Here is a 21,945-nt window from a genome sequence, read left to right on the forward strand (position 1 = left end):
ACAGTTGCAAGTCTAGGCAGAAATTAGCTTGCCGGGGCATTGTGACATCAAGTGCACGGCTTTACTGCGTCTTGTTGGACGCTTCGGCAGCCTTGATCAGGTCCGGACCGATATCTGCTTCAAACTTCGCCCAAACGGGCTTCATCTTGTCGCGCCACGCGTTGCGCTCGTCCGCCGTGAGGGTGGTGATTTCGGTGGTCTTGGCGGCCAGAACCCGTTCCTTGTCGTGCTGGTTCAGTCGCTGCGCCTCTTTGTTGGCATGGGCGGTTGCCTCGACCACGATCTTGTCCAGTTCGACGCGAATGTCCGCTGGCAAACCGTTCCAGAAATCGGACGTGGTAATGAGCATGTAGTCGAGAATGCCGTGGTCCGTCTCGGTGACGTACTTCTGCACCTCGTTCAGTTTCTGGTTGTAAAAGTTCGAATAGGGGTTCTCCGCGCCATTGACCACACCCGCGCGCAGGGCCTGATACACCACCGAAAAAATCATCGGTTGCCCTTTGGCGCCTACCGCCTTGAACTGCTCCTCCAGCACGGCGGAGGTCTGCACACGAAACACCAGGCCCTGCGCATCGCTGGGCATGCGCAGCGGTTTGTTCGCCGAGAGCTGTTTCATGCCGTTGTGCCAATAGGCCAGGCCAGTGATGTTCTTGCTCTCCATGGACTTGAGCAATTGCTGGCCCTGGGGGCTTTGTTGGAAGCGATCTACCGCCGCGATGTCATCGAACAGGAACGGCAGGTCGAACAGTTGGACTTTGCGGGTGTACTGCTCGAACTTCGCCAGTGACCTGGCAATGATCTGCACGTCTCCCAGCAGCAAGCCTTCCATCTCCTTGTCATCGCCCAACAGCGTGGAGTTGGGGTAAACCTCGACCTTCACCTTGCCCGCCAAGCGTTCTTCCGCCAGTTTCTTGAACATCAGCGCGCCTTGGCCCTTCGGCGTCTGCTCGGCGACTACGTGGGAGAACTTGATGACGATGGGATCGGCTGCCATGGCGGCGCCCGATGCGGTAATGACCAATGTACAGGCGAGCGCTTTCCACAAGGATTTGAGCATGGCGGATCTCTTGGAATTATGTTTATCGTACGGACACCTTCGATGCCCCTGCGAACAGCAAACAATGGCAAGTCTAGGAGATAAAATGCGGGCCGCCGGGCTGTTTTGGCGTGGTGGGTAAAATCGCTTGGCACCTGCCGGGACTGGCCTTCAGAATCAAGCAAGCAGGATGTTCTCAAATACCAGCAAGGACTTCGCTCCATGATCGATTTCAACAACAAAGGTTTCTTCAAGCTCAAGCAAAACGATGAGTACGCCGAACGCGTCACAGCCCTCTTGCTGGACGGCGAACAAGTCATCGACGCCTACAAGTCCATGCGCGATGGGGTGGTCTTTACCAACAAACGCATCATTGCCGTGAACGTGCAGGGCATCACCGGCAGCAAAAAGGACTTCACTTCGCTGCCCTATAAAAACATCGTCGCGTACTCGGTGGAAACCTCCGGCACCTTCGACCTGGATTCTGAACTGGAGATTTACTTTTCGTCCCTAGGCAAGGTGAAGTTCGAATTCACCGGCAAGACCGGTATCGTTGAAATCTCCAAGGTCATCTCCAGGCACCTCTTGGCCTGATCCCAGCAGGCCGGCTGGAGCTCAGGGCTCCAGCGACGGCCCCTTCAACTCGATCTGGTTGCCATCCGGATCGCAGCAGTAGATCGATAAGCCCTTACCCTCCGCCCCGAAGCGCATTTGCGCTTTCTCGACCTCCAGGCCGGCTGCGTGTAGATGAGCGAGCAGCGCTGGTTCGTCGAACGGTTCGATGCGCAGGCAGAAATGGTCGACGTTATGGCCCTGTTGGCCCGCTGCTTCGCCACCCTGACGGCCAAGTGGCCCGTCGACGTCCACCAGATCGATCATCGATGCACCGGCGCCGAGGTGGATCAGTCCCAGCTCGTCCCGACGTTTCCTGAGCTCGCAACCCAATACCGATGTGTAGAAGGCGAGGCTGCGTTCGATGTCTTTCACGCGCAAGACGATGTGGTCGATGCGCTCGATGCTGAAGTTCTTCATGTCGGCCTCCGCATGAGTTCTGGCGCCAATGAGTCCAGTCACTGTAGCCAATGATTCCCGCAACGGGCACGGGCTGATTCGTGGCGAGGAAGTGGTTTGTGGTATGACGACTTCTTAAGATTGTCATGGTTGTAAAAAGCTGTCCGGACAAGATAAATCTCTTCTTTCGTTGATTTGATGGGTTGACATGCCGGCTAAGGTGCCCAAATAATCGGACGCGTTGTATGACGACATACAAATATAAATAACAACACGGTGCCCTCCCTATGAGAATCACAGGCGTTCACGTCGAAATATTTTCCACTCCGTCGCGTCGCGCCCAGGACAGCGCCGGCCACGCTCATCCCGGCGACGAAGTCATGATCAAGATGGCCCTGCTGCGGATCAGCTGCGACGATGGATCGGAGGGTTATGCGTTCGGTACGCCTGAATTGATTCGACCTCACATCATCGAATCCTTCGTGCGCAAGGTGCTGATCGGTCGCGACCCGATGGATCGTGAGCGCATCTGGCAGGACCTGGCGCATTGGCAACGCGGTAGCGCAGGGCAGTTCACCGACCGGGCGCTGGCCCTGGTGGAACAAGCCTTGTGGGATCTGGCCGGGCGCAAGCTGAACCTGCCGGTGCACAAGCTCATCGGCGGTTACCGCGACAAAGTCCTGGCCTACGGCTCGACGATGTGCGGCGATGATCTGCCGGGCGGTCTATCGACGCCGGATGAGTACGGCCAGTTTGCCGAAAAGCTCGTCGAGCGCGGCTACAAGGCAATCAAGCTGCACACCTGGATGCCGCCGATTTCCTTCGCGCCAAATCCGCAAATGGATATCCAGGCCTGCGCCGCCGTGCGCGAAGCGGTTGGCCCGGATATCGCGCTGATGCTCGACGGCTACCACTGGTACAGCCGCATGGACGCGCTGACCATCGGCAAGGCCCTGGAAAAGTTGAATTTCGCCTGGTTCGAAGAGCCGATGATGGAAGACTCCGCCGAGTCCTACGCCTGGCTGGCGGCCAACCTGGATATTCCGGTGCTGGGCCCCGAAAGCATCGCCGGCAAATTCCACAGCCGCGCCAGTTGGGTCACGCACAAATCCTGTGACATCCTGCGCGCCGGCGTGGCCGGCGTCGGCGGCATCGGGCCCTGCCTGAAAGTGGCGCACCTGGCCGAGTCGTTCGGCATGGATTGCGAAGTCCACGGCAACGGCGCGGCGAACCTCGCCGTGGTGGGGGCGATCAGCAATTGTCGTTGGTACGAGCGTGGCCTGCTGCACCCGTTCCTCGATTACGAGCAAGTGCCGGCGCATCTCAACAGCATCGTCGATCCGATGGACGCCGACGGTTATGTGCACCTGTCTGATCGGCCGGGGTTGGGCGAGGACATCAACTTCGCCTATATCGAAGCCAACACATTATCCCGACATTGATGGCGCACTGCGTCCGGGGCTGAATGGCCCGGACGGCAAGTCTATATAAATATAAAAAAGGACTGAACCATGAAACTCTGGCCCAAGCGCCTGTCCAGGCTGCTGTGTGTCATCGTGGCGCTGTGCACAGTGCAGGTGCCCGTCAGCCTGGCCAAAGGCGAAACGCCCGCCGACCAATTGGTGGTGGGCATGAGCATGATCAACCTGTTGTCCCTGGACCCGGCCGCCGCGACGGGCCTGGAGGTTGCCGAGGTCAACGCCAACGTCTACGACATGCTCCTGGAGCAAGACGCGGCGCAGCCGGACACGCTGGTTCCGGCCTTGGCCAAAAGCTGGGAAATCAGCCCGGACCGGATGCGCCTGACGTTTCAATTGCGCGACGACGTACGCTTTCACTCCGGCGCTCCGCTCACTGCGCAGGATGTCGCCTGGTCCTTGCAACGCGTTGTCATCCTCAACCGCGCCTTGGCTTCGACTTGGAAAGCTTACGGTTTCACAGCCGAAAATGTCGTCAAACTGATGCGGGCAGAAGGGCCGCACACCTTTGTCATGGAGCTGGCGCGCAGCACCGATACGCTGCTGGTGCTCAATACCTTGGCAACTTCGCCCAGTGCCTTCATCGTCGACCGCTCGGTGGCCTTGCAGCATCAGGTCGGTGACGATCAGGGCGCGGCCTGGCTGGCTACGCATACGGCCGGGTCAGGCGCATTCAAGCTCGACATATGGCGGGCCAACGATGTGATCCTGATGAGTCGCAATGACGACTATTGGCGCGGCGCGCCGAAGTTGCGCCGGGTGATCATGCGCAACATGACCGAGTCACAGGCGTTGCGCCTGATGGTCGAGCGGGGTGACCTGGACGTAGCGCGCGGCATGGCCGCCACCGACATCAAGGCGCTGGGCAAGGTCGACGAGGTGCGCATTCAGAGCATCGCCCGCGGAACGCTGTACTACGTGGCGATGAGCATGCAGCAACCGCTGTTCCAGGACATCCGCGTGCGCCAGGCGATCCGTCTGTTGATCGACTACCAGGGCATCAACGATGTGGTGATGCCGCATTACGGCGTGATCAACCAGCGGCCGATGCAGTTGGGCTTGCCGGCGCGCCTGGACGATCCGGGTTATCGCCTGGACGTGGCCAAGGCCAAGCGGCTGCTGGCGGAGGCCGGACATGCCGAAGGCTTCAAGGTGAGCATTCGCTCGCTGACCGACCCGCCGTTCATCAACATCGCCACCAGCCTGCAAGCGACGCTGGCCCAGGCGGGCATCCAGGCCACGATCATCACCGGCACCGGCAACCAGATTTACGGGGCGATGCGCGACCGACAGTTCGACATCCTCGTGGGGCGTGGTGGTGGCGGGGCTGAGCGCCATCCGCATTCGAGCCTGCGCGCTCTGGTGTACAACCCGGACAACCGCACCGAAGCCAAGTTGAGCAACTTCCAGGGCTGGCGCACCTCGTTCTTCAACCCGCAGCTCAACCAGTTGATCGAACAGGCCGAGAGCGAGCGCGACCCCGAGCGCCAGCGGCAAATGTACGCCCAGGTCCAGACCCTCTATGACCAACAGGCCGGGGCAATCATGCCGGTCTCGCAGATGGTCGATGAGGTGGTGATCCACGCTGACGTGCGCAACTACATCGGACACACCGCCGCTACCACGCGCCTTCGGGACGTCTACAAGCAGCGCTGAAATCGACGGCCGCAGGCCAAGGCAGGAATGAATATGTCGACTGCATCCTTTTCAATCTGGACCACCCGGGCCGTTTCGGCGACCCGGCGCGGCGGCTCGGTGGCGGTGACGCTGCTGGGGTTGCTGCTGCTGACTTTCTTTATCGGGCGCGTGATGCCCCTGGACCCGGTGCTGGCCATCGTCGGCCCGGACGCCGACGCTTCAGCGTATGCCCAGGTATATAAAGAGCTCGGCCTGGACAAGCCATTGTGGACCCAGTTCGCTATCTATCTCGGCGATCTGGTTCACGGTGATTTCGGCATGGCGTTGCTGACGGGCAACCCAGTCATCACTGACATCGCCCGAGTATTCCCGGCGACATTGGAACTGGCGACCCTGGCCATTCTGTTCGGCGTGCTGGCGGGCCTGCCGCTGGGTGTCTACGCGGCGACCCATCAGGGCCGTGCCGGTGACCATATCGCACGGCTGATCACACTGTTCGGTTATTCCACGCCGATTTTCTGGATCGGCATGATGGCTTTTTTGGTGTTCTACGCCTGGCTGGGTTGGGCCGGCGGCGTCGGGCGGATCGGCCTGGCCTATGACGGGCTGATCCCCAGTCACACCGGATTGTTGTTGATCGACACGGCTTGGTCCGGCGATTGGGAGGCCTTTCGCAGCGCACTGCGGCACATCCTGCTGCCGGCGGTGATCCTCAGCTTCAACTCGGTCGCCTACATCAGCCGCATGACCCGCAGCTTCATGCTCGAACAGCTGTCCCAGGAGTACATCATCACGGCCCGGGTCAAGGGGCTGTCCCAGCGCAAGATCGTCTGGGGCCATGCCTTCGGCAACATACGTGTGCAGCTGTTGACCATTGTCGCGCTGGCCTACGGCGGGTTGCTCGAAGGCGCGGTGCTGATCGAAACCGTGTTTGCCTGGCCGGGCTTCGGGCAGTACCTGACGAGCAGTCTGTTGCTCGGTGACATGAACGCGGTGATGGCTTGCGTTCTGTTGATCGGCCTCATCTTCGTGACGCTGAACCTGATCAGCGATGCGCTCTACAAGATCTTCGACCCGAGGACTCGCTAATGAACCTGCCCCTTGCTTCCAGCGCAGCCGGCAGTGCCGCGCTGCCTGCTTCGAGTACGGCTGCGCTGGTCGCCAGCGCCACCCGGCTGCTGCGATTTCTGCTGCGCAACCCGATGACGTTCGCCGGCCTGGTCGTCGTCTCGACCCTGATCCTGGTCGCGGCCTTCGCGCCCTGGATCGCCGGTCACGATCCCTTGGCGCAGAACCTTGCTGGCGCGTTGCATGCGCCCAGCAGCGAGCACTGGTTCGGCACTGACGAGTACGGTCGCGATGTGTTCGCCCGGCTGGTGTATGGCTCGCGCATCACGCTGTACATCGTCTTGCTGGTGACGGTGATCGTCGGCCCTATCGGCCTGTTGGTCGGCACGGTTTCCGGTTACTTCGGCGGTTGGGTCGACAGCCTGTTCATGCGCATCACTGACATCTTCATCTCGTTCCCCAGCCTGGTGTTGGCGCTGGCTTTCATCGCTGCCCTCGGCCCGGGCCTGGAGCACGCGGTGATCGCCATCGCGCTGACGGCGTGGCCGCCGATAGCCCGGCTCGCTCGTGCCGAAACGCTGCCGCTGCGCAACGCTGATTTTGTCGTCGCTGTTCAACTTCAAGGTGCGTCGAGTACCCGGATCATCCTTCGCCACATCATCCCGATGTGCCTGTCGTCGGTGATCATCCGCCTGACCATGAACATGGCGAGCATCATCCTCACCGCCGCCGCCCTGGGCTTTCTCGGCCTCGGCGCTCAGGCACCCTTGCCGGAGTGGGGGGCGATGATCTCCACCGGGCGGCGCTACATGCTCGAAAGCTGGTGGCTGGTGGCGGCGCCCGGTGCGGCGATCATGCTGGTCAGCCTGGCCTTCAACCTGTTGGGCGACGGCTTGCGCGACGTCCTTGATCCCCGCAGCCAATCCTGAGGAACAAGTCATGACTGAGATAAAACTTGCGGTACAGGATTTGTGCGTGGAGTTTCGCAACGCGGGCAAAACCTCGCTGGCGGTGCGTGATGTGTCGTTCAACCTGGGCCGGGAAAAACTCGCCATTGTCGGCGAATCCGGCTCGGGCAAATCCACCGTCGGCCGCAGCCTTTTGCGTCTGCATCCGCCGACGGCGCGGGTCACCGCCAAGACCCTGCGCTTCGCCGATATCGACTTGCTGAGCGCGAGCGAAAAGCAGATCCAGGCGATTCGCGGCGCGCGCATGTCGATGATCATGCAAGACCCGAAATATTCACTGAACCCGGTGGTGCGCGTTGGCGAGCAAATCGCCGAAGCCTATCTTGCCCATCACAAAGTGCCCCATCGCCAAGCGCGGGAACGGGCCTTGGACATGCTCGCAAAGGTGCACATTCGTGACCCTCGTCGGGTCTATGACCTGCACCCCCACGAAGTCTCTGGCGGCATGGGCCAGCGGATCATGATCGCCATGATGGTCATCACCGATCCCCAGGTGATCATCGCCGACGAACCCACCTCGGCCTTGGACGTATCGGTGCGCCGGCAGGTGCTCAACGTGCTGGAAGAGCTGGTCAGCGAGCGTGACCTTGGACTGATTTTCATCAGCCACGATTTGAACCTGGTACGGCATTTCTGCGACCGCGTGCTGGTGATGTACGCCGGCCGTGTGGTCGAGTCGATTGCCGCCGCCGACCTGGATAACGCCACCCATCCCTACACCCAAGGCCTGTTGGCCGCATTGCCCAGCCTGGACCATCCGCGCGCCACGCTGCCGGTGTTGCAGCGCGACCCACACTGGTTGAATCCTTGAGGAGCCTGTCATGAGCATGATCGAAATCACCGGCCTGAACCTCAGTTTCGGCACCGGCGCGGCACTGAACGCGGTACTGCACGACGTGGGCCTGAGCGTTGGCGAAGGTGAGGCGTTTGGCCTGGTGGGGGAGTCCGGTTCGGGCAAGACCACCGTGCTGCGTTGCCTGGCGGGACAATACCAGCACTGGACTGGTCAACTGCAAATCGCCGGCAGGGCGGTGACGCGCAAGCTGCCGCTGGACCACTACCGTACCGTGCAGATGGTTTTCCAGGACCCGTACGCCTCGCTGCATCCGCGCTACACCATCGACGCCGCGCTGCAGGAGCCACTGCGTATCCACGGTATCGACGGGCGTGGGCCGAAGGTCAGCGAGATCCTGCGCAAGGTTGGTTTGAACGACAGCTTTCGCTTTCGTTACCCGCATCAATTATCCGGCGGCCAGCGCCAACGCGTGGCGATTGCCCGTGCGCTGATCCTGCGCCCTCGGGTGTTGCTGCTGGACGAGCCGACCTCGGCGCTGGATGTCTCGGTGCAAGCGGAAATCCTCAATCTGTTGGCCGATCTGCGTCGCCAGGAAGGGCTGACCTATTTGATGGTCACCCACGACTTGGCGGTCGTTTCGCATTTGTGCGATCGGCTGGCTGTGATGCAGCAGGGCAGGGTAGTGGAGACACTCGACAGTCACTTGCTCGCGAACAATGGCGCCGACCATGAATACACGCGCCTGTTGGTGCAAGCCAGTCGCGATATTCAACGCGTACCTATTGCCGTTTGAAGTAACTGACCCGCTGTACCTGTTTTAAACCGCAGAACACGTTGAACCGCACGTTTCAATGCGCGTACGCGCTCGCCTGCGATTTGGCGTTCAACCCAACTAATGATTTCAACTTACAAGAATAAAAAACATGAAAAAGACCCTCGTAGTTTTGTCGATCGCTTCGTTGTTCACCTCGGTTGTCGCTCAGGCGGATACCGGTTATATCAATGTCCGGCATCAATATGCTGAAAAGACTCGAATGCATGCCGACCGCGCCAAGTTCGGCATCAGGCTGGATAACGGCGTGGGCCTGGAAGGTGAACTCAAATACAAGACGGCCGGTGACCGGAAAGACGTCGCCTTCGACAATACCGTCGGCAGCGGCCATGAATTTACCGTCAACTACCAGCATAAGATCAATGATCGCTGGACGCTGACGCCTTCGTTGGCCCTGGACAGCGATGAGGAGTCCACCACCTACAAGTTGGGCCTGCGCCTGGGTTACCGAGTAACCAAAGAGCTGAGTATCGCCGGTCGCTATCGCTATGATTCAGCCAAGCTGGACCGCGACAAGATTGACCGTGACGTTCCGCACAATGGGCAAGACGACCAGAAGGTCAACCGTTACGATGTTTATGTCAACTACGGTCCTCAAGGACCGTGGGCCTATGAATATCAATTGACTTACTTCGATGCCGACTACATTCGCTATAACGGCGGTACTGACGACTATGAGCAGAATGCCGTGGTTAAATACCAGTGGGATAAACGCTGGGCGCCGTTCTTTGAAGTGGGTGATATCAAGGTCAACTCGGTGGACAGTGATCGACAACTGCGGTTGCGGGTCGGCGTTAAATACAGCTTCTTCTAAGTTGTGAGGCGGCACTGCTCATTCGAGAAATAGTTGAATTGCGTGGCGAGGGAGCTTGCTCCCGCTGGGCTGCGCAGCAGTCCTTCTTTGTGGGCACTTCGCGCCCAAGCGGGAGCAAGCTTCCTTGCCACAGGGGCCTACAAGCATTTAGTCGTTGTAGAACGCCTGGCGTTGTTGGGTTTCACACAGGCGCATGCGGCTGTTGCTCAAATGCAGGTACATGGCCGCTCGCGCCGCATCGACATTGCGACTGGCGATGGCATCGAATATTTGCTGGTGCTCGGCATTGATCCCCTGCAGGTAGGCGCTGCGATCACTTTGCCCTGAGTAGGCGGAGTTCATCCGGGTGCGCGGGATCAGCTTCGTACCCAGGTGCTTCATGATGTCGATCAGGTAGTAATTGCCGGCCGCCTTGGCGATTTTCAAGTGGAACTGAAAGTCGGCGTTGATGGTGGTGCCGGATTTTTCCGGCCCTTGCAACAACGCATCCAACGCCTGGGCCAGTTCGGCCAGGGTTTCGGGCGTGGCGCGTTCGGCGGCCATGCCGGCGGCCTGCACTTCGAGGCTCAGGCGAAACTCCAGCAAGTTGAGCACGTCGGACAATGTGGCAATCGTCGCCGGCCCGAGGGTAAACCCTTCCGGTGCCGGCATATCCAGAACAAACGTGCCGACGCCATGGCGCGTCTCTACCAACCCCGCCGCCTGCAAACGCGACAATGCCTCGCGCACCACCGAACGGCTGACGCCTTCGGCTTCCATGATGTGCACTTCGGTAGGCAGCTTTTCGCCACATTTCAGGATGCCGTCGCGCATGCGCTGGGCAAAACGGTCGACCAGTGTTTCGGCCAGGCGGCGCGGCTTGTTCAATGGAGATAACGCTTGGTCCGTCATCGGCGTGCTCTAGTGAGATCAGCGGGCATTATAGTGAGTTTTGAGGCAAGGTCGCGGCTATAATGCCGCGATCGTCTGGCTTGATGGATAGGTGCAATGGAGCGTGTCACAACCGATCGACGCCTGAGCATGACTCAGCAACTGGTGGTCGACCTGACGCAGCAGATACTCGCGGGCGACCTGCCTGCGGGCAGCAAGTTGCCAACGGAACAGGTGATCATCAAGGAGCGTGGCGTCAGTCGGACCGTTGTCCGTGAAGCCATGTCCCGGCTCCAGGCTGAAGGCTTGGTGGAAACCCGACATGGCATCGGCACGTTCGTGGTGGACACCGCGCGCCCGGGAGATTTCCAGGGCGGCAAACATGTCAAGGGTGGCGCTTATGACGCGCTGGCCGTGATCGAACTGCGCCTGAGCCTGGAAGTGGAAGCTGCGGGTATCGCTGCGCAACGCGCCACGCCGGATCAGTTGCTAACGATGCGTGAGGCGCTCGATGCGGCGAATGCGCTTGATCCAACGGATGAGGAAAGCGCCCGGGTCGATTTCGAGTTTCATCGGCAGGTCGCCCAGTGCACCGGCAACAGCTTTTTCATCGATGCCATGGCCCATGTGGGCAACACGTTGATCGAGGTAGTGCAACAGGCCGGGCCGTCGGTGACAGGCCAGAACCGGGCACTGGTGGTGCGCGAGCGGGAGCAGATCTACGCGGCGTTGGCGCGGCACGATGCGCAAGCAGCACGGGCTTCGATGCGGTTGCATTTGATCAATATGTTGCAGCGAGTCCGGGGTGTGGTCGAACTGAAGGCGCAATGACCTGCATCACCATCCACTGTGGGAGCGAGCTCGCTCCCACAGGTTGATCGTGGGGTCAAACTTTCGCAGGGTTCTGCTTTTGCGGATCGATCCCATAAAGTGTGATCGCCTCAGCGACTTTTCCCCTTGGGATTTGCCCGTCGTCGGCCAGGGCCTTCAACGCCGCGAGGGCGATGAAGTGACGGTCCACCTCAAAGAATCTGCGCAGCGACTCGCGAGTGTCCGATTGACCGAAACCATCCGTGCCCAGGGCCACGAAGCGGCGCTTGGGTACGAACGGGCGGATCTGGTCGGCGAAAATCTTCATGTAGTCCGTCGCGACCACCACCGGGCCCTGCTTGTCGTGCAGGCAACTTTCCACATAACCGACGCGCGGCGCGTGCTCGGGATGCAGCAGGTTCCAGCGTTCGGCTTCCTGGCCGTCACGGCGCAGTTCGGTCAGGCTGGTCACGCTCCAGACTTCGCTGCTGACAGCAAAGTCCTGTTCCAGCAATTGGGCCGCCGCAACGACTTCCTGAAGGATCGAACCGCAACCCATCAGCTGCACATGCTTGCCTTCGACAGGTTTTTCCGGCGCCGAGAGGCGGTACATGCCCTTGAGAATGCCTTCCTCGACACCTTCGGGCATCGGTGGGTGGGCGTAGTTTTCGTTCAGTACGGTGATGTAATAGAAGATGTCTTCGTTTTCAGCGTACATCCGCCGCATACCGTCCTGGATGATCACCGCCAGTTCGTAGGCGTAGGTCGGGTCGTAGGATACGCAACACGGGATGGTCGAGGACAGCACGTGGCTATGGCCGTCGTCGTGTTGCAGGCCTTCACCCATGAGCGTCGTCCTGCCGGAAGTCGCCCCGAGCAGGAAGCCGCGAGCGCGTGCGTCGCCCGCCGCCCAGGCCAGGTCGCCAACGCGCTGGAAGCCGAACATGGAGTAAAAGATGTAGAACGGCACCGTCATCACGCCATGGGTGCTGTAGGACGTGCTTGCGGCGATCCACGAAGATATCCCGCCGGACTCGTTCAGCCCCTCCTGCATGATCTGGCCGTCCCGGGCTTCTTTGTAGTAGCTCAACTGGCCGGCGTCTTGTGGGGTATACAACTGGCCGACATGGGAGTGAATGCCGATCTGGCGGAACAGGCTTTCCATGCCAAAGGTGCGAGATTCGTCCGGCACAATGGGCACGATCAGCTTGCCGATGTTCGGGTCCTTGAGCAGCGTGCCGAGGATGCGCACGAACGCCATGGTGGTGGAAATCGCCCGTTCGCCCGTGCCTTTGAGCTGTGTATCCAGCGCTGATAAGGGTGGCACCTGCAATGGCGCCACGGCGTTGAAACGCGCCGGGATATAGCCGCCCAACTGGGTCCGCCTGGCTTGCAGGTAGAGGGCTTCGACGCTGTCCGCGGCGGGTTTGAGATAAGGCATGTCACCCAACTGGTCGTCGGTGAGCGCCAATGCGAACCGGTCACGGAACGCCTTGACCGCCTCGTCGCCCATTTTCTTGAGTTGATGATTGATGTTCTGGCCTTCACCCGCTTCGCCCATGCCGAAGCCTTTCACGGTCTTGGCCAGAATGACTGTCGGCCCGCCAGTGTGGCGCATGGCAGCGGCATAGGCGTTGTAGACTTTTTCCGGATCGTGGCCACCGCGAGACAACTTCCAGATGTCGTCGTCGCTCAGGTCGCTGACCAGCTCCAGCAACTGGGGATACTTGCCGAAGAAGTGTTCACGCACATAGGCGCCGTTCTGGGATTTGTAGTTCTGGTAGTCGCCGTCAACGCATTCCATCATCCGTTGGCGCAGCAGGCCGCTCTTGTCCTTTTCCAGCAGGGCATCCCAGCCACTGCCCCAGATCACCTTGATGACATTCCAGCCGGCCGCCCGGTACAGGCTTTCGAACTCCTGGATCACCTTGCTGTTGCCACGCACCGGACCGTCCAGGCGTTGCAGGTTGCAGTTGACGACAAAAATGATGTTGTCGAGCTTCTCCCGGCCCGCCAGGGAAATGGCCGCCAGCGATTCCGGCTGATCCATTTCACCGTCACCGAGAAACGCCCAGACTTTGCGGCCTTGGTGTTCTTTCAGGCCACGATCTTCAAGGTAGCGCATGAACCGGGCCTGATACGCGGCGGTGATCGGTCCGAGCCCCATGGAGACCGTTGGAAACTGCCAGAAGTCTGGCATCAGCCGTGGATGCGGATAGGACGAAACACCGTCGCGGTCAGTCTCGCGGCGGAAGTTGTCCAGCTGCTCTTCGCTCAGGCGACCTTCCAGATAGGCGCGTCCATAGATGCCGGGCGAAGAATGGCCTTGGATGTACACCATGTCGCCAGCGAATTGCTCGGTGCGGCCACGGAAAAAATGCTCGAAGCCGACGTCGTACAAGACGGCCGCGGATGCATAGGACGCGATGTGCCCGCCCACGTTTGAATGTTTGCCGGCGCGCAGCACCATGGCCAGTGCGTTCCAACGGATATAGGCGTTGATCCGGCGTTCGACGGCCAGGTCGCCAGGGTAGGGCTGCTGGCGGTCGACCGGGATCGTATTGACGTAGGGGGTCGTCACTCGGCCGTAGAAATCGCCGTGGCGGTTGGCGTCGAAATCAAGCATCTGGTCGATCAGGTAGTGAGCGCGAGGGCGCCCTTCGACGCTTGCCACCGATTCAATGGATTCGAGCCATTCGCGAGTCTCTTGTGGATCCTCGTCGAGAAACATGGATTGTTGTGCCATCGTTGTCGTCTCCTGGACAGTGCTGCAGCACCGAGTCGTTTGGTGCCTGACTAAGGGGCGTGGGTGGACGCCAACCTTCTGGAATTTTGTAGTTGCATTTGCAACTACGAGCGAGAACTTATCCTGCCACGCGCTACAATTGCAACTAAATCGATCTCATCAAAAAGGTGCTGCATGTCTTCAAACGAGCCGGACACCTGGTTCAGATTCGTCCGGGCCCACCGCTGCCTGATCCGCGAAATAGAGCGTCGACTGGCGGCTGAGGGGCTGCCTGCCTATGCTTGGTACGACGCGTTATGGGGCTTGGAAAGTGGCCCTGACGGCGCGCGGCGGATGAGCGAATTGGCCGATGTCATGGCCATCGAACGCTACAATCTCACCCGCCTGGTCGACCGCCTGGAGGCTGAGGGCCTAGTCACCCGCAGCCGCGCCAGCGACGACGGTCGAGGCGCGTACGCGGCCATCACCGAGAGCGGGAAAGCGCTGCGCAAGAAGATGTGGAAGGTCTATGAAGGCGCGGTGGACGAATTGTTCCTGTCGCAGTTCGATGACGACCAGCAACGAGTCTTCAGCGAAGCATTGGAACGTGCGGCCAAAGCGGCGCGCTCCAGTGGGCGAGCGGGATGAGCGATGTGTGGTCATTGCAACAGGTATTGGCTCATCGCCTGCTCGACCAACGCTCGGTCGATAAGCCCATCCTGAGCCAGGGCCTGCAACGACGACACCACGATCCAGTGTTTATCCACCGCTGCGCAAGCGGCACCGGTAGAGTCGGCGCCGAGGGCCACGAACCGTGAGCCGATGTGGCCGCCGATCTGCTCGGCGACGTGCTGCGCGTAACCCGTCACCGCGACGACCGGACTGTCCGAGGGGCCCAGGCAGTCGAGCAGATGCGACGATCGTCTTGGCATCCCGGGGTGCATGCGATTCCAACGCTGTGCCTTGTCCGCGTCACGGGCCAAGCGGGTATAGCTGGGGCAGCTCCACAATTCGCTCGCGATGCCCCAGTGGTCGCTCAACATTTGCCCCGCGCTCACCACCGATTGCAACGCCAACCCCGCGCCCAACAAGCGAACCCGAGGGGCGCCAACATTGGTCTCGATTTCGGTCAGCTTGTACATTCCCTTGAGCGCCTGGCTCGCGCTGGCATTGCCGATTGGGGCCAGGAAATCATTGGGCTCATCGTGAAGCGCCATGTAATAAAAACCATCGTTGCCCTCCACGTAAAGGCTCTCCAGAGCGGCCAGGGCAATGGCATGCGCTTCGGCGCCGCTGGCTGGGTCGAATGGCAGGCATTGCGGATTGGCCACCAGCCAGAGCGGCACCCAGGGATGAGCCCCCTTGGGCCAGCGCGAGGGCAGGGTTTCTATGTCGTTGCACAGTATTCCGCGGTTTGCCGATTCGTTTGACAGCGCGCAAAGTTCGGCCGATGTCGCTGAACTGGTCAGGTACAACAGCGGTTTCTCGCTCGCGCGGGCGGCAGGGCTCATGCGCAACGGCCAAGCACTAATGCGGGTGTGATGGCTTTCGGCTTGAGGCTGTTTGTTGGCTCGAATCACCCAGATGTTCCGAGCTGTTCCCGGATCTCTTTCGAGGCGGTTGGCAATATCGATCATGGTGTAGAGCGGCGAGCAAAACCCACCTGCGTGCTGATCGGCAAGCGTTCGAATCTTATCGATACAGGCCTGTGCGGCGAGGCGGGTCTCAGGCGTTTTACTGAAGCTGGAAAAGCCGATCATTCCACAATCTCCGTGCGTTCCGTCGTGCTTGCACCTTACTGCACGGATTAATATGATTGCAAATGCAATTAAATTGATACGAAATGGAGTTCCTCATGAGCGCTGCTGTTCCGATCACGCTGTATACGGCCGATACGCCTAACGGACAAAAAATCAGTATTTTCCTGAAGGAGGCAGGGATTGCTTGCGAAATTGTGAAACTCAACCTCTCGGAAGGCCGACAACACTCGCCGGAATTCCTGGCCATCAATCCGAACGGGAAAATCCCCGCCATCGTTGATCACCAAGCGGGCGTTTCGGTTTTTGAATCCGCCGCCATCCTGGATTACCTGTCGCACAAGCATGGTTTTTTGCAACCCGATGCGTCTACCGAACGGCTCGCGGTCCAACAATGGCTGTTCTTCCAGGTCGGGGCCATTGGTCCAATGTTGGGCCAACTGTGGTGGTTCCTGCATGGCAGCACTACACGCAACGAGGAAGCTATAACACGTTATCGCAGAGAGGCCCTGCGCCTTTATGGGGTGGTGGATAAGCAGTTGGCCGAGCGCAGTTACCTGGCGTGCGAGCAATATTCCATTGCCGATATCGCGGCGTTTCCCTGGTTGCGCACCTACGAAGAGTTGGACCTGAATATCACGGCGTTCCCCCATGTGCTGCGCTGGTTGAAAACGATTGAGTCCCGTCCTGCCGTGCAAGCCGGGCTCGCCGAATCCCGGGATATGCCGGTAAGTTGATACACGTTCCATACAGACTCTAAACTGGAGCGAGCCGCCTGATCCGCAAGAGAAGGACGGCTTACCCCAACGGAGGCGAGTCTTGCTTCAATTCGGTCGTCGAGTATGTAGTGGTCATTTGGCTTTACTACAAATTGAGACTTGGATTGAATGCTTTTTTCATCATTCTGCAGCAAGGATCTACTCAAGCAACGAAACCATAAAAAAGGGAGTTTTTATGAGCAATCAAGCTTTGAGAGGGCGGCGCTTCATCAATACCGGGTCTGAATTGGATGAAAGACTCAAGAATACATTCGAGAAGTGCCTGCGGCCGTTGGAAGGTTGTCATTATGCTTACTTTGTCATGTACAAGGGGCGTGAAGTAAAACCGAGGATTTTCTCAAATTATCCGAAACGCTGGCTCGACGTGTATAGGGCTGAGAATTTCCACCTTATCGATCCGGTCATTAAACATGGCATGAAATGCATAGCGCCGTTCTTTTGGCATGAAGCGCTTGAATCCAAGACGTCAGGTCAAGGGCAGGCGGTTTTTGCATCGTCGGAAAAATACCGGATATCGGACGGCTTCACTTTCAACCTGCACGATGCCAATGGCTTGTTTGCTGCACTGAGTATCAGCAATACCGAGCGTCGTCAGGATTTCGAGCAGACCATGACGCGCAGGGCGGCAGAAATCCAGATGACGCTCGTTCAGTTTCAAAGCAGGTTGACTGATTGTTTTTCGTTGAGCGAATTATTCCCGGAGTTGACCGAAGCCGGGCTGTCGGACAGGGAGCTTGGGGTCCTGAAATGGGTCGTCATGGGTAAGGCTTACAGCGAAATCGCCGCTATCCATGCCATCTCCGTGCGCACCGTTAAATTCCATATGGCGAACATCGTGGACAAGCTCTGCGTCTGCAACGCCAAGCAAGCGGTCTACAAGGCTGTCAGCATGGGGCTGGTCTGAACCGACAGCAGGTGCCCTAGCAGGGCAACCCTTGTTTGCAAGCCTGCGCCACGCCGCGGCGCTGCTTCGACTCGATGGTTTGCCTGAGGCTCCGGTCGTTTTCGGGGCGCACTGGCATGTTGAGCAGCAACACCTTTTCGCCGGGTGAAGCTTCGCCAGTATCCAGAACTTCGTAGTGCCAACCCGCCCGCAGAACGATGCGAGACATGGCTTGGCTGACCACCGTTATGATCGAACCCAGGCCCTGCCGGGCGGCATGTTCGTGCATGGCCAACAGCAACATTTCGGTAAGCGGTAGTTGGTTCAAACCCATGGCACGAGAACGGGTTTTATCCACAAAGAAACGACTGGATTCGGCCATCGAATTGTGTTTTGGAACTTCGCACTTGAAGAAGTTTCGGAATGGACCTTCGACCATGTAAGGGTTCAGCGTATTGATCAGGCGCAAACTAGCCAGCGCTTGCCCCGCACACAGACCGACGAGATAGGTTGCATTGGCATTGTCATATTCGTCAATTTCCCTTCCGTGCTGAATCGTGACGCGCCAGTCAAGCCGGTCCGCAAAAACTTCTTTTCTCAAACCGTACAGGTCACTCAATAGCTCTTCTGAGGCATCGGAATAATTGATGGCATGAAAGCTGACGTTGTCCATGTCCTGCAATGTCCTTGGGTATTTATGCTGAATTATCGTGCGCGCCGAGCATGGCGGCATGAACCAGGAAAAGCAACTGTACCTAGATACAGGAATGCAAATGCCAAGCTGCACCCAAGTACAGTTGTTCGACAATGAAACAATGCTAACTATAGATCAGGGTTTATCTACGGCGCCGTGAGCCGGCCAGCGAGATGAACATACTCAGTACCTATAGGAATAATAATATGAGCGTCTTGACCCGCCTGGATGATAAAGAAGATATCACCCAACATGAAATTTCTGCCTTGAAAACACGCTTCAATCTCGCCGACGCCCATACGCATCAGGACCAAAGCGTCACCCAGCGAGAGATTGTCAGCCGTCTGCCCGAACTCTGGTATCGCGCCCAAGGCCAGAGCCAATATCAGAGCGAGCAGGAATTTATCCAGGCGTTCTTCACGTTCCATGGTCAAGAGCATGCGCTCAAGCGACATGATGAAATCTATCTGGTCTACGCGGCCTCCATTGCGATGCACATCACCGCGACCTATCTGCGCAAACGCAACATGAGCGTGGGGTTGATCGAACCTTGTTTCGACAACTTGCATGACCTGCTCAAGCACATGGAAGTGCCGTTGACTCCACTGGACGAAGCCCTTTTGCAGTCGTCTACGAGTGTCTATGCAAAGCTTCAAGCCGCGGCGGCAAACGTCGATGCGATTTTCCTGGTGGATCCCAACAACCCGACCGGTACCAGCATGTTTGCCGACGGCACCGACACCTTTGTCGAAGTGGCGCGTTACTGCAAGGATCACCGCAAGTTGTTGATTCTGGATTTTTGCTTCGCCGCGTTTTTCAAAGCTTCAGGGGGTAGCCGCCTCGATGCCTATGCCATTTTGGATGACATCGGTACCGAGTACATCATCATGGAAGACACAGGAAAAACCTGGCCGCTGCAAGACACCAAGTGCGCGACGATCATGTCCAGCCGGGCCATCAACGCTGACATCTACAGCATCGTCACCAGCGTATTGCTGAACGTGTCGCCCTTTATTCTGAATGTCGTGACTCAATACATTCGAGACAGCAACGCTGACGATTTCGAGTCGGTACGTTCGGTACTCGATGTAAACCGCGCGGCCGCCCGAGAACATTTGCACGGCAGTTTCCTGAGTTATTTGACGCCGGCGGTTGAGACCAGTGTTGCCTGGTTCGAAATCCTGCGTGATGGCGTGTCGGCCGATGACTTGCAGGCGTACCTGATGGCCTATGAGGTGTACGTCCTGCCTGGCAAATATTTCTATTGGAGCCAACCGCAGGCAGGGCAGAAATACATTCGCCTGGCATTGGCGCGCAAGCCTGAGGAGTTCGAACAGGCGGTCAGGACCATCGCCCTGGCACTGGAGAACTATCATGGCTGAAGCCTCCATTGCGGTTATGGACGCCACCGTGTTCATGGGTATGCACCATCGCGACCCTGAGGTAAGGGCGCAATCGCTGGGGTTTTTCAGCGCTTTTTATTCACGTCAGGTGCTGATGAGTTTTGGCCAGATTGGCATATGCGATGCCATTATCTGGAAGAAGAGCCGACACCTGCAGGACGTCTACTACCCGTTCATGGACGTACTTCATACAGACATGAACATCCAGCGCCAGGGCTATAGCAATAAAGTCTTGAAGCGCGCCTGCCTGGAGCCCGACTGGGCGCACTTGAGTGTGGAAAAGAAGATGCTGGTCGCCCATGTGGTCGAGCATCAACAACCGTTCTACACCCATGACGATTCGCTTCGCGATCTGACGTTGCTCAAGCCCTACCTGAAGACGTTTCCCATGGCGTCCTCGCAGTCCGTGTTTCCTGAAAAGCTACAGGGCCTGTACGAGCAGTCGTTGCAGATGACCATCGGACAAGAGGACTTCCAGCATGTCGACTAAGCACATCTACGTACCGTTGATCACGCCTCTTAATGATCAGTCGCGCGTCTGCGAAGCGAGCGTGCGTCGCTTGCTTCATTGTTCACGGCCGTTTGTCGATGGATACATTCCTTGCCTGACTTCCGGCGAGGGCTGGCGGCTGGGTCGGCGGGAGTGGCAGCGCATGCTGGAGCTGACGCTGGCCCACGCACAGGACAAGGCGGTGATAGCCGGTATAGAACGCGCGACGACGGCTGAAGTCGTCGAGTACGCATTGTTGGCGCAAAAGCTTGGGGCCCAGGCGGTCATGTTCACATCGCCTTTTGCTTCAGGCACAAGCCAACAAGACATGATCGAGCATTACCGGGCGGTCCATGATGCGACGTCGCTGGATATCTTCATTTATAACGAGTCAGCGTTATCCGGTAACGAGAAAAGCTTCGAGACCTTGTTCTCGATCGCCCAACTACCGAGAGTCATCGGTATCAAGGACTCACCCTCCCAGCCGCGTGTGCAAAGCGAGATCGAGCGCCTGCGCAACGAGGGGCTCGATTACCTCATTGGCTGGGAAATGCTGCTTGCGCGGGAGCTCGAGTCCGACGGTAATGTGGTGTCCTTGGCCAATCTGGAACCCGGAGTCTGTCGACTGGCAATTGGCGCCCGGCAAACTTCAGTCGGTGAACTAGTGGAAGAGCTCAATGAGCGCTTTGAACTAGGCGCCGACGATTGGTACGCCCAGGTCAAGAAAGAACTCAAGGCCCGCGGCATCATCAGCACTGACCGTGTGTTCGCAGAGCAGGAGGCCATGGCATGAGCGACTTGCATAAAGAACTATTCCTGGCGAATCGGTCATGCATCAAACAGCTCAAACCGTTGGAAAACCATATCCTGGCTTTCGAGCGTGAGTGGATCGAGTCGACTATCCAGAAGACGCGAACCGCCAACCCACCGACCAACCTCGCTGCATTGCGCAAGCAACTGGCTGAACTGGTCGAAATGGAGCGCAGCGTGATCCCGCCCAGCGCAGCCTATGTAAGCGAGCATATGAGCCTTGACGAGTTCAGGATCCTGGTGCAGGAGTTCGCGTTGGATGGTTTGACCGAGGCACAAGTGTTTTATCACCTTATGCCCCGGCTCAGCCTGGCGGCGCAGATGCCGATGTTGCGCATGATGATCGACGAGTTCGGGTCCGGTAACCTGAAGCGCTCCCATACGACGCTGTACATTGATCTGCTTAATGAGTTGGGAATGCCTACCGACCTGGACTTCTACATCGACGTTAACGCCCCGGCTGGTTTCTCGTTTCCCAACATGTTCTGTTGGTTGACGATGAGGGCGGATGATCCGTCGTATTTCGCGGGGGTGATTACTTACTTCGAAACCGTCGTACCGTTCTTTTTTGAATGCTACACGTCCATCTGCTCGCGTTTGCAGATCAAGGCCCATACCTACTATTCCGAGCATGTTCACATCGATGTCTTCCATGCGATTGAAGGCCAGCGCCTGCTCAAGGCAATGGACGTGGCGAGGGACCTGGATCCTGTCAAAGCGTGGGAAGGCATCTGCATGGGACGGGACATCACCAACGCCGCCTTCGATGCCGCTGTCGAAAAGGCGAGGCGGCAGAAGTACTTCGACAAGGAGCGCATGTGTGAGCGAGCCATCTGAATTCTATCGCCCAGGCACGTTCGCCATCGTCATTGACGACCAGCACTTTGAAGTGCCGCACACGTGCCCGCATCGCGCTGGATGGCTGGAACATGGAGTGATCAATGAGCAGCGGAAAAGCATCACCTGCCCGTTGCACTTTTCGGTGTTCAGCCTGGAAACGGGCGAGCAATTAAGTGGGCCGCCTTGCGGGCGTCTTGAGGTGAAGCGCGTGAGTTAGCGCGAACCTTGACGATGCGGTATTAC

General features: G+C 58.5%; 24 protein-coding genes. 18 read left to right on the top strand and 6 right to left on the bottom strand.

Annotation, left to right across the window (positions count from 1 at the left end; translation table 11 throughout):
* Positions 1-61: 61 nt before the first annotated feature.
* Positions 62-1,057 carry a TRAP transporter substrate-binding protein gene (locus DOCECA_RS01295; RefSeq protein WP_434562385.1) on the bottom strand — a complete coding sequence of 332 codons (996 nt, stop codon included), beginning with the start codon at positions 1,055-1,057 and terminating at the stop codon, positions 62-64.
* A 201-nt stretch (positions 1,058-1,258) separates the two neighbouring features.
* On the opposite strand from DOCECA_RS01295, the gene DOCECA_RS01300 reads away from it, so the two are divergent.
* The gene (locus DOCECA_RS01300) at positions 1,259-1,630 is read left to right on the top strand and encodes a PH domain-containing protein (RefSeq protein ID WP_039592153.1); all 372 of its coding nucleotides are present in this window, start codon (positions 1,259-1,261) and stop codon (positions 1,628-1,630) included.
* Positions 1,631-1,651: 21 nt separating this feature from the next.
* On the opposite strand, the gene DOCECA_RS01305 is transcribed toward DOCECA_RS01300, so the two are convergent.
* Complete coding sequence (locus DOCECA_RS01305) at positions 1,652-2,068, bottom strand: VOC family protein (protein ID WP_434701192.1); 417 nt, start codon at positions 2,066-2,068, stop codon at positions 1,652-1,654.
* A gap of 266 nt (positions 2,069-2,334) precedes the next feature.
* Here DOCECA_RS01305 and DOCECA_RS01310 point away from each other — a divergent pair, with 266 nt between their 5' ends.
* From DOCECA_RS01310 to DOCECA_RS01340, 7 genes are all read left to right on the top strand, one after another.
* Entirely contained in the window at positions 2,335-3,489 is a 1,155-nt protein-coding gene (locus tag DOCECA_RS01310) for a mandelate racemase family protein (RefSeq protein ID WP_434650034.1), read from the top strand.
* 69 nt (positions 3,490-3,558) lie between these two features.
* Entirely contained in the window at positions 3,559-5,181 is a 1,623-nt protein-coding gene (locus DOCECA_RS01315; protein ID WP_445571348.1) for an ABC transporter substrate-binding protein, read from the top strand.
* A 33-nt stretch (positions 5,182-5,214) separates the two neighbouring features.
* On the top strand, positions 5,215-6,252 hold the full coding sequence (locus DOCECA_RS01320; RefSeq protein ID WP_420764109.1) for an ABC transporter permease: 1,038 nt from the start codon (positions 5,215-5,217) through the stop codon (positions 6,250-6,252).
* A complete protein-coding gene (locus tag DOCECA_RS01325; RefSeq protein WP_445571349.1) occupies positions 6,252-7,160 on the top strand; it encodes an ABC transporter permease in 909 nt (302 codons plus the stop codon). Before DOCECA_RS01320 ends, DOCECA_RS01325 begins: the two co-directional genes overlap by 1 nt.
* Before the next feature lie 10 nt (positions 7,161-7,170).
* A complete protein-coding gene (locus DOCECA_RS01330; RefSeq protein ID WP_420764111.1) occupies positions 7,171-8,010 on the top strand; it encodes an ABC transporter ATP-binding protein in 840 nt (279 codons plus the stop codon).
* 10 nt (positions 8,011-8,020) lie between these two features.
* Positions 8,021-8,788 carry an ABC transporter ATP-binding protein gene (locus tag DOCECA_RS01335; RefSeq protein ID WP_445571350.1) on the top strand — a complete coding sequence of 256 codons (768 nt, stop codon included), beginning with the start codon at positions 8,021-8,023 and terminating at the stop codon, positions 8,786-8,788.
* 130 nt (positions 8,789-8,918) lie between these two features.
* Positions 8,919-9,641, top strand: coding sequence for an oligogalacturonate-specific porin KdgM family protein (locus DOCECA_RS01340; protein WP_434609638.1), 723 nt, complete (start codon positions 8,919-8,921; stop codon positions 9,639-9,641).
* A 147-nt stretch (positions 9,642-9,788) separates the two neighbouring features.
* On the opposite strand, the gene DOCECA_RS01345 is transcribed toward DOCECA_RS01340, so the two are convergent.
* The gene (locus DOCECA_RS01345) at positions 9,789-10,532 is read right to left on the bottom strand and encodes a FadR/GntR family transcriptional regulator (RefSeq protein ID WP_445571351.1); all 744 of its coding nucleotides are present in this window, start codon (positions 10,530-10,532) and stop codon (positions 9,789-9,791) included.
* A gap of 96 nt (positions 10,533-10,628) precedes the next feature.
* Between DOCECA_RS01345 and DOCECA_RS01350 the strand changes: the two genes are divergently transcribed.
* Entirely contained in the window at positions 10,629-11,342 is a 714-nt protein-coding gene (locus DOCECA_RS01350; RefSeq protein ID WP_434562393.1) for a FadR/GntR family transcriptional regulator, read from the top strand.
* A gap of 55 nt (positions 11,343-11,397) precedes the next feature.
* Here DOCECA_RS01350 and aceE read toward each other — a convergent pair whose 3' ends face one another.
* The gene (aceE, locus tag DOCECA_RS01355; protein WP_445571352.1) at positions 11,398-14,067 is read right to left on the bottom strand and encodes a pyruvate dehydrogenase (acetyl-transferring), homodimeric type; all 2,670 of its coding nucleotides are present in this window, start codon (positions 14,065-14,067) and stop codon (positions 11,398-11,400) included.
* A gap of 174 nt (positions 14,068-14,241) precedes the next feature.
* On the opposite strand from aceE, the gene DOCECA_RS01360 reads away from it, so the two are divergent.
* Positions 14,242-14,694, top strand: coding sequence for a MarR family winged helix-turn-helix transcriptional regulator (locus tag DOCECA_RS01360; RefSeq protein WP_420764117.1), 453 nt, complete (start codon positions 14,242-14,244; stop codon positions 14,692-14,694).
* Positions 14,695-14,705: 11 nt separating this feature from the next.
* Here the strand turns inward: DOCECA_RS01360 and DOCECA_RS01365 are convergent, their stop codons facing one another.
* Positions 14,706-15,557: a transketolase-like TK C-terminal-containing protein gene (locus tag DOCECA_RS01365; protein ID WP_445571353.1), complete on the bottom strand. Its 852-nt coding sequence runs from the start codon at positions 15,555-15,557 to the stop codon at positions 14,706-14,708.
* Between the two features lie 30 nt (positions 15,558-15,587).
* On the opposite strand from DOCECA_RS01365, the gene DOCECA_RS01370 reads away from it, so the two are divergent.
* The 3 genes from DOCECA_RS01370 to DOCECA_RS01380 all read left to right on the top strand — a co-directional run bounded on the left by DOCECA_RS01370 (position 15,588) and on the right by DOCECA_RS01380 (position 17,486).
* Positions 15,588-15,857, top strand: coding sequence for a hypothetical protein (locus tag DOCECA_RS01370; RefSeq protein WP_445571354.1), 270 nt, complete (start codon positions 15,588-15,590; stop codon positions 15,855-15,857).
* 44 nt (positions 15,858-15,901) lie between these two features.
* The gene (locus DOCECA_RS01375) at positions 15,902-16,540 is read left to right on the top strand and encodes a glutathione S-transferase family protein (RefSeq protein WP_434628286.1); all 639 of its coding nucleotides are present in this window, start codon (positions 15,902-15,904) and stop codon (positions 16,538-16,540) included.
* 217 nt (positions 16,541-16,757) lie between these two features.
* On the top strand, positions 16,758-17,486 hold the full coding sequence (locus tag DOCECA_RS01380) for a helix-turn-helix transcriptional regulator (RefSeq protein ID WP_434609653.1): 729 nt from the start codon (positions 16,758-16,760) through the stop codon (positions 17,484-17,486).
* A 16-nt stretch (positions 17,487-17,502) separates the two neighbouring features.
* Here the strand turns inward: DOCECA_RS01380 and DOCECA_RS01385 are convergent, their stop codons facing one another.
* Complete coding sequence (locus DOCECA_RS01385; RefSeq protein ID WP_434609655.1) at positions 17,503-18,138, bottom strand: acyl-homoserine-lactone synthase; 636 nt, start codon at positions 18,136-18,138, stop codon at positions 17,503-17,505.
* A 227-nt stretch (positions 18,139-18,365) separates the two neighbouring features.
* Between DOCECA_RS01385 and DOCECA_RS01390 the strand changes: the two genes are divergently transcribed.
* The 5 genes from DOCECA_RS01390 to DOCECA_RS01410 are packed head-to-tail and all read left to right on the top strand — an operon-like array spanning position 18,366 to position 21,919.
* Positions 18,366-19,541 (top strand): pyridoxal phosphate-dependent aminotransferase, encoded by a 1,176-nt coding sequence (locus tag DOCECA_RS01390; RefSeq protein WP_445571355.1) that lies wholly within the window; start codon positions 18,366-18,368, stop codon positions 19,539-19,541.
* Complete coding sequence (locus DOCECA_RS01395; protein ID WP_434609660.1) at positions 19,534-20,052, top strand: DUF6190 family protein; 519 nt, start codon at positions 19,534-19,536, stop codon at positions 20,050-20,052. Before DOCECA_RS01390 ends, DOCECA_RS01395 begins: the two co-directional genes overlap by 8 nt.
* Positions 20,042-20,845, top strand: a complete 804-nt coding sequence (locus DOCECA_RS01400) for a dihydrodipicolinate synthase family protein (protein ID WP_445571356.1) — start codon at positions 20,042-20,044, stop codon at positions 20,843-20,845. Before DOCECA_RS01395 ends, DOCECA_RS01400 begins: the two co-directional genes overlap by 11 nt.
* Entirely contained in the window at positions 20,842-21,699 is an 858-nt protein-coding gene (locus DOCECA_RS01405; RefSeq protein WP_445571357.1) for an iron-containing redox enzyme family protein, read from the top strand. Before DOCECA_RS01400 ends, DOCECA_RS01405 begins: the two co-directional genes overlap by 4 nt.
* Entirely contained in the window at positions 21,683-21,919 is a 237-nt protein-coding gene (locus DOCECA_RS01410; RefSeq protein ID WP_434628289.1) for a Rieske (2Fe-2S) protein, read from the top strand. Before DOCECA_RS01405 ends, DOCECA_RS01410 begins: the two co-directional genes overlap by 17 nt.
* The last annotated feature ends 26 nt before the right edge of the window (positions 21,920-21,945 follow it).

The sequence above is a fragment of the Pseudomonas sp. E102 genome, assembly GCF_052660185.1.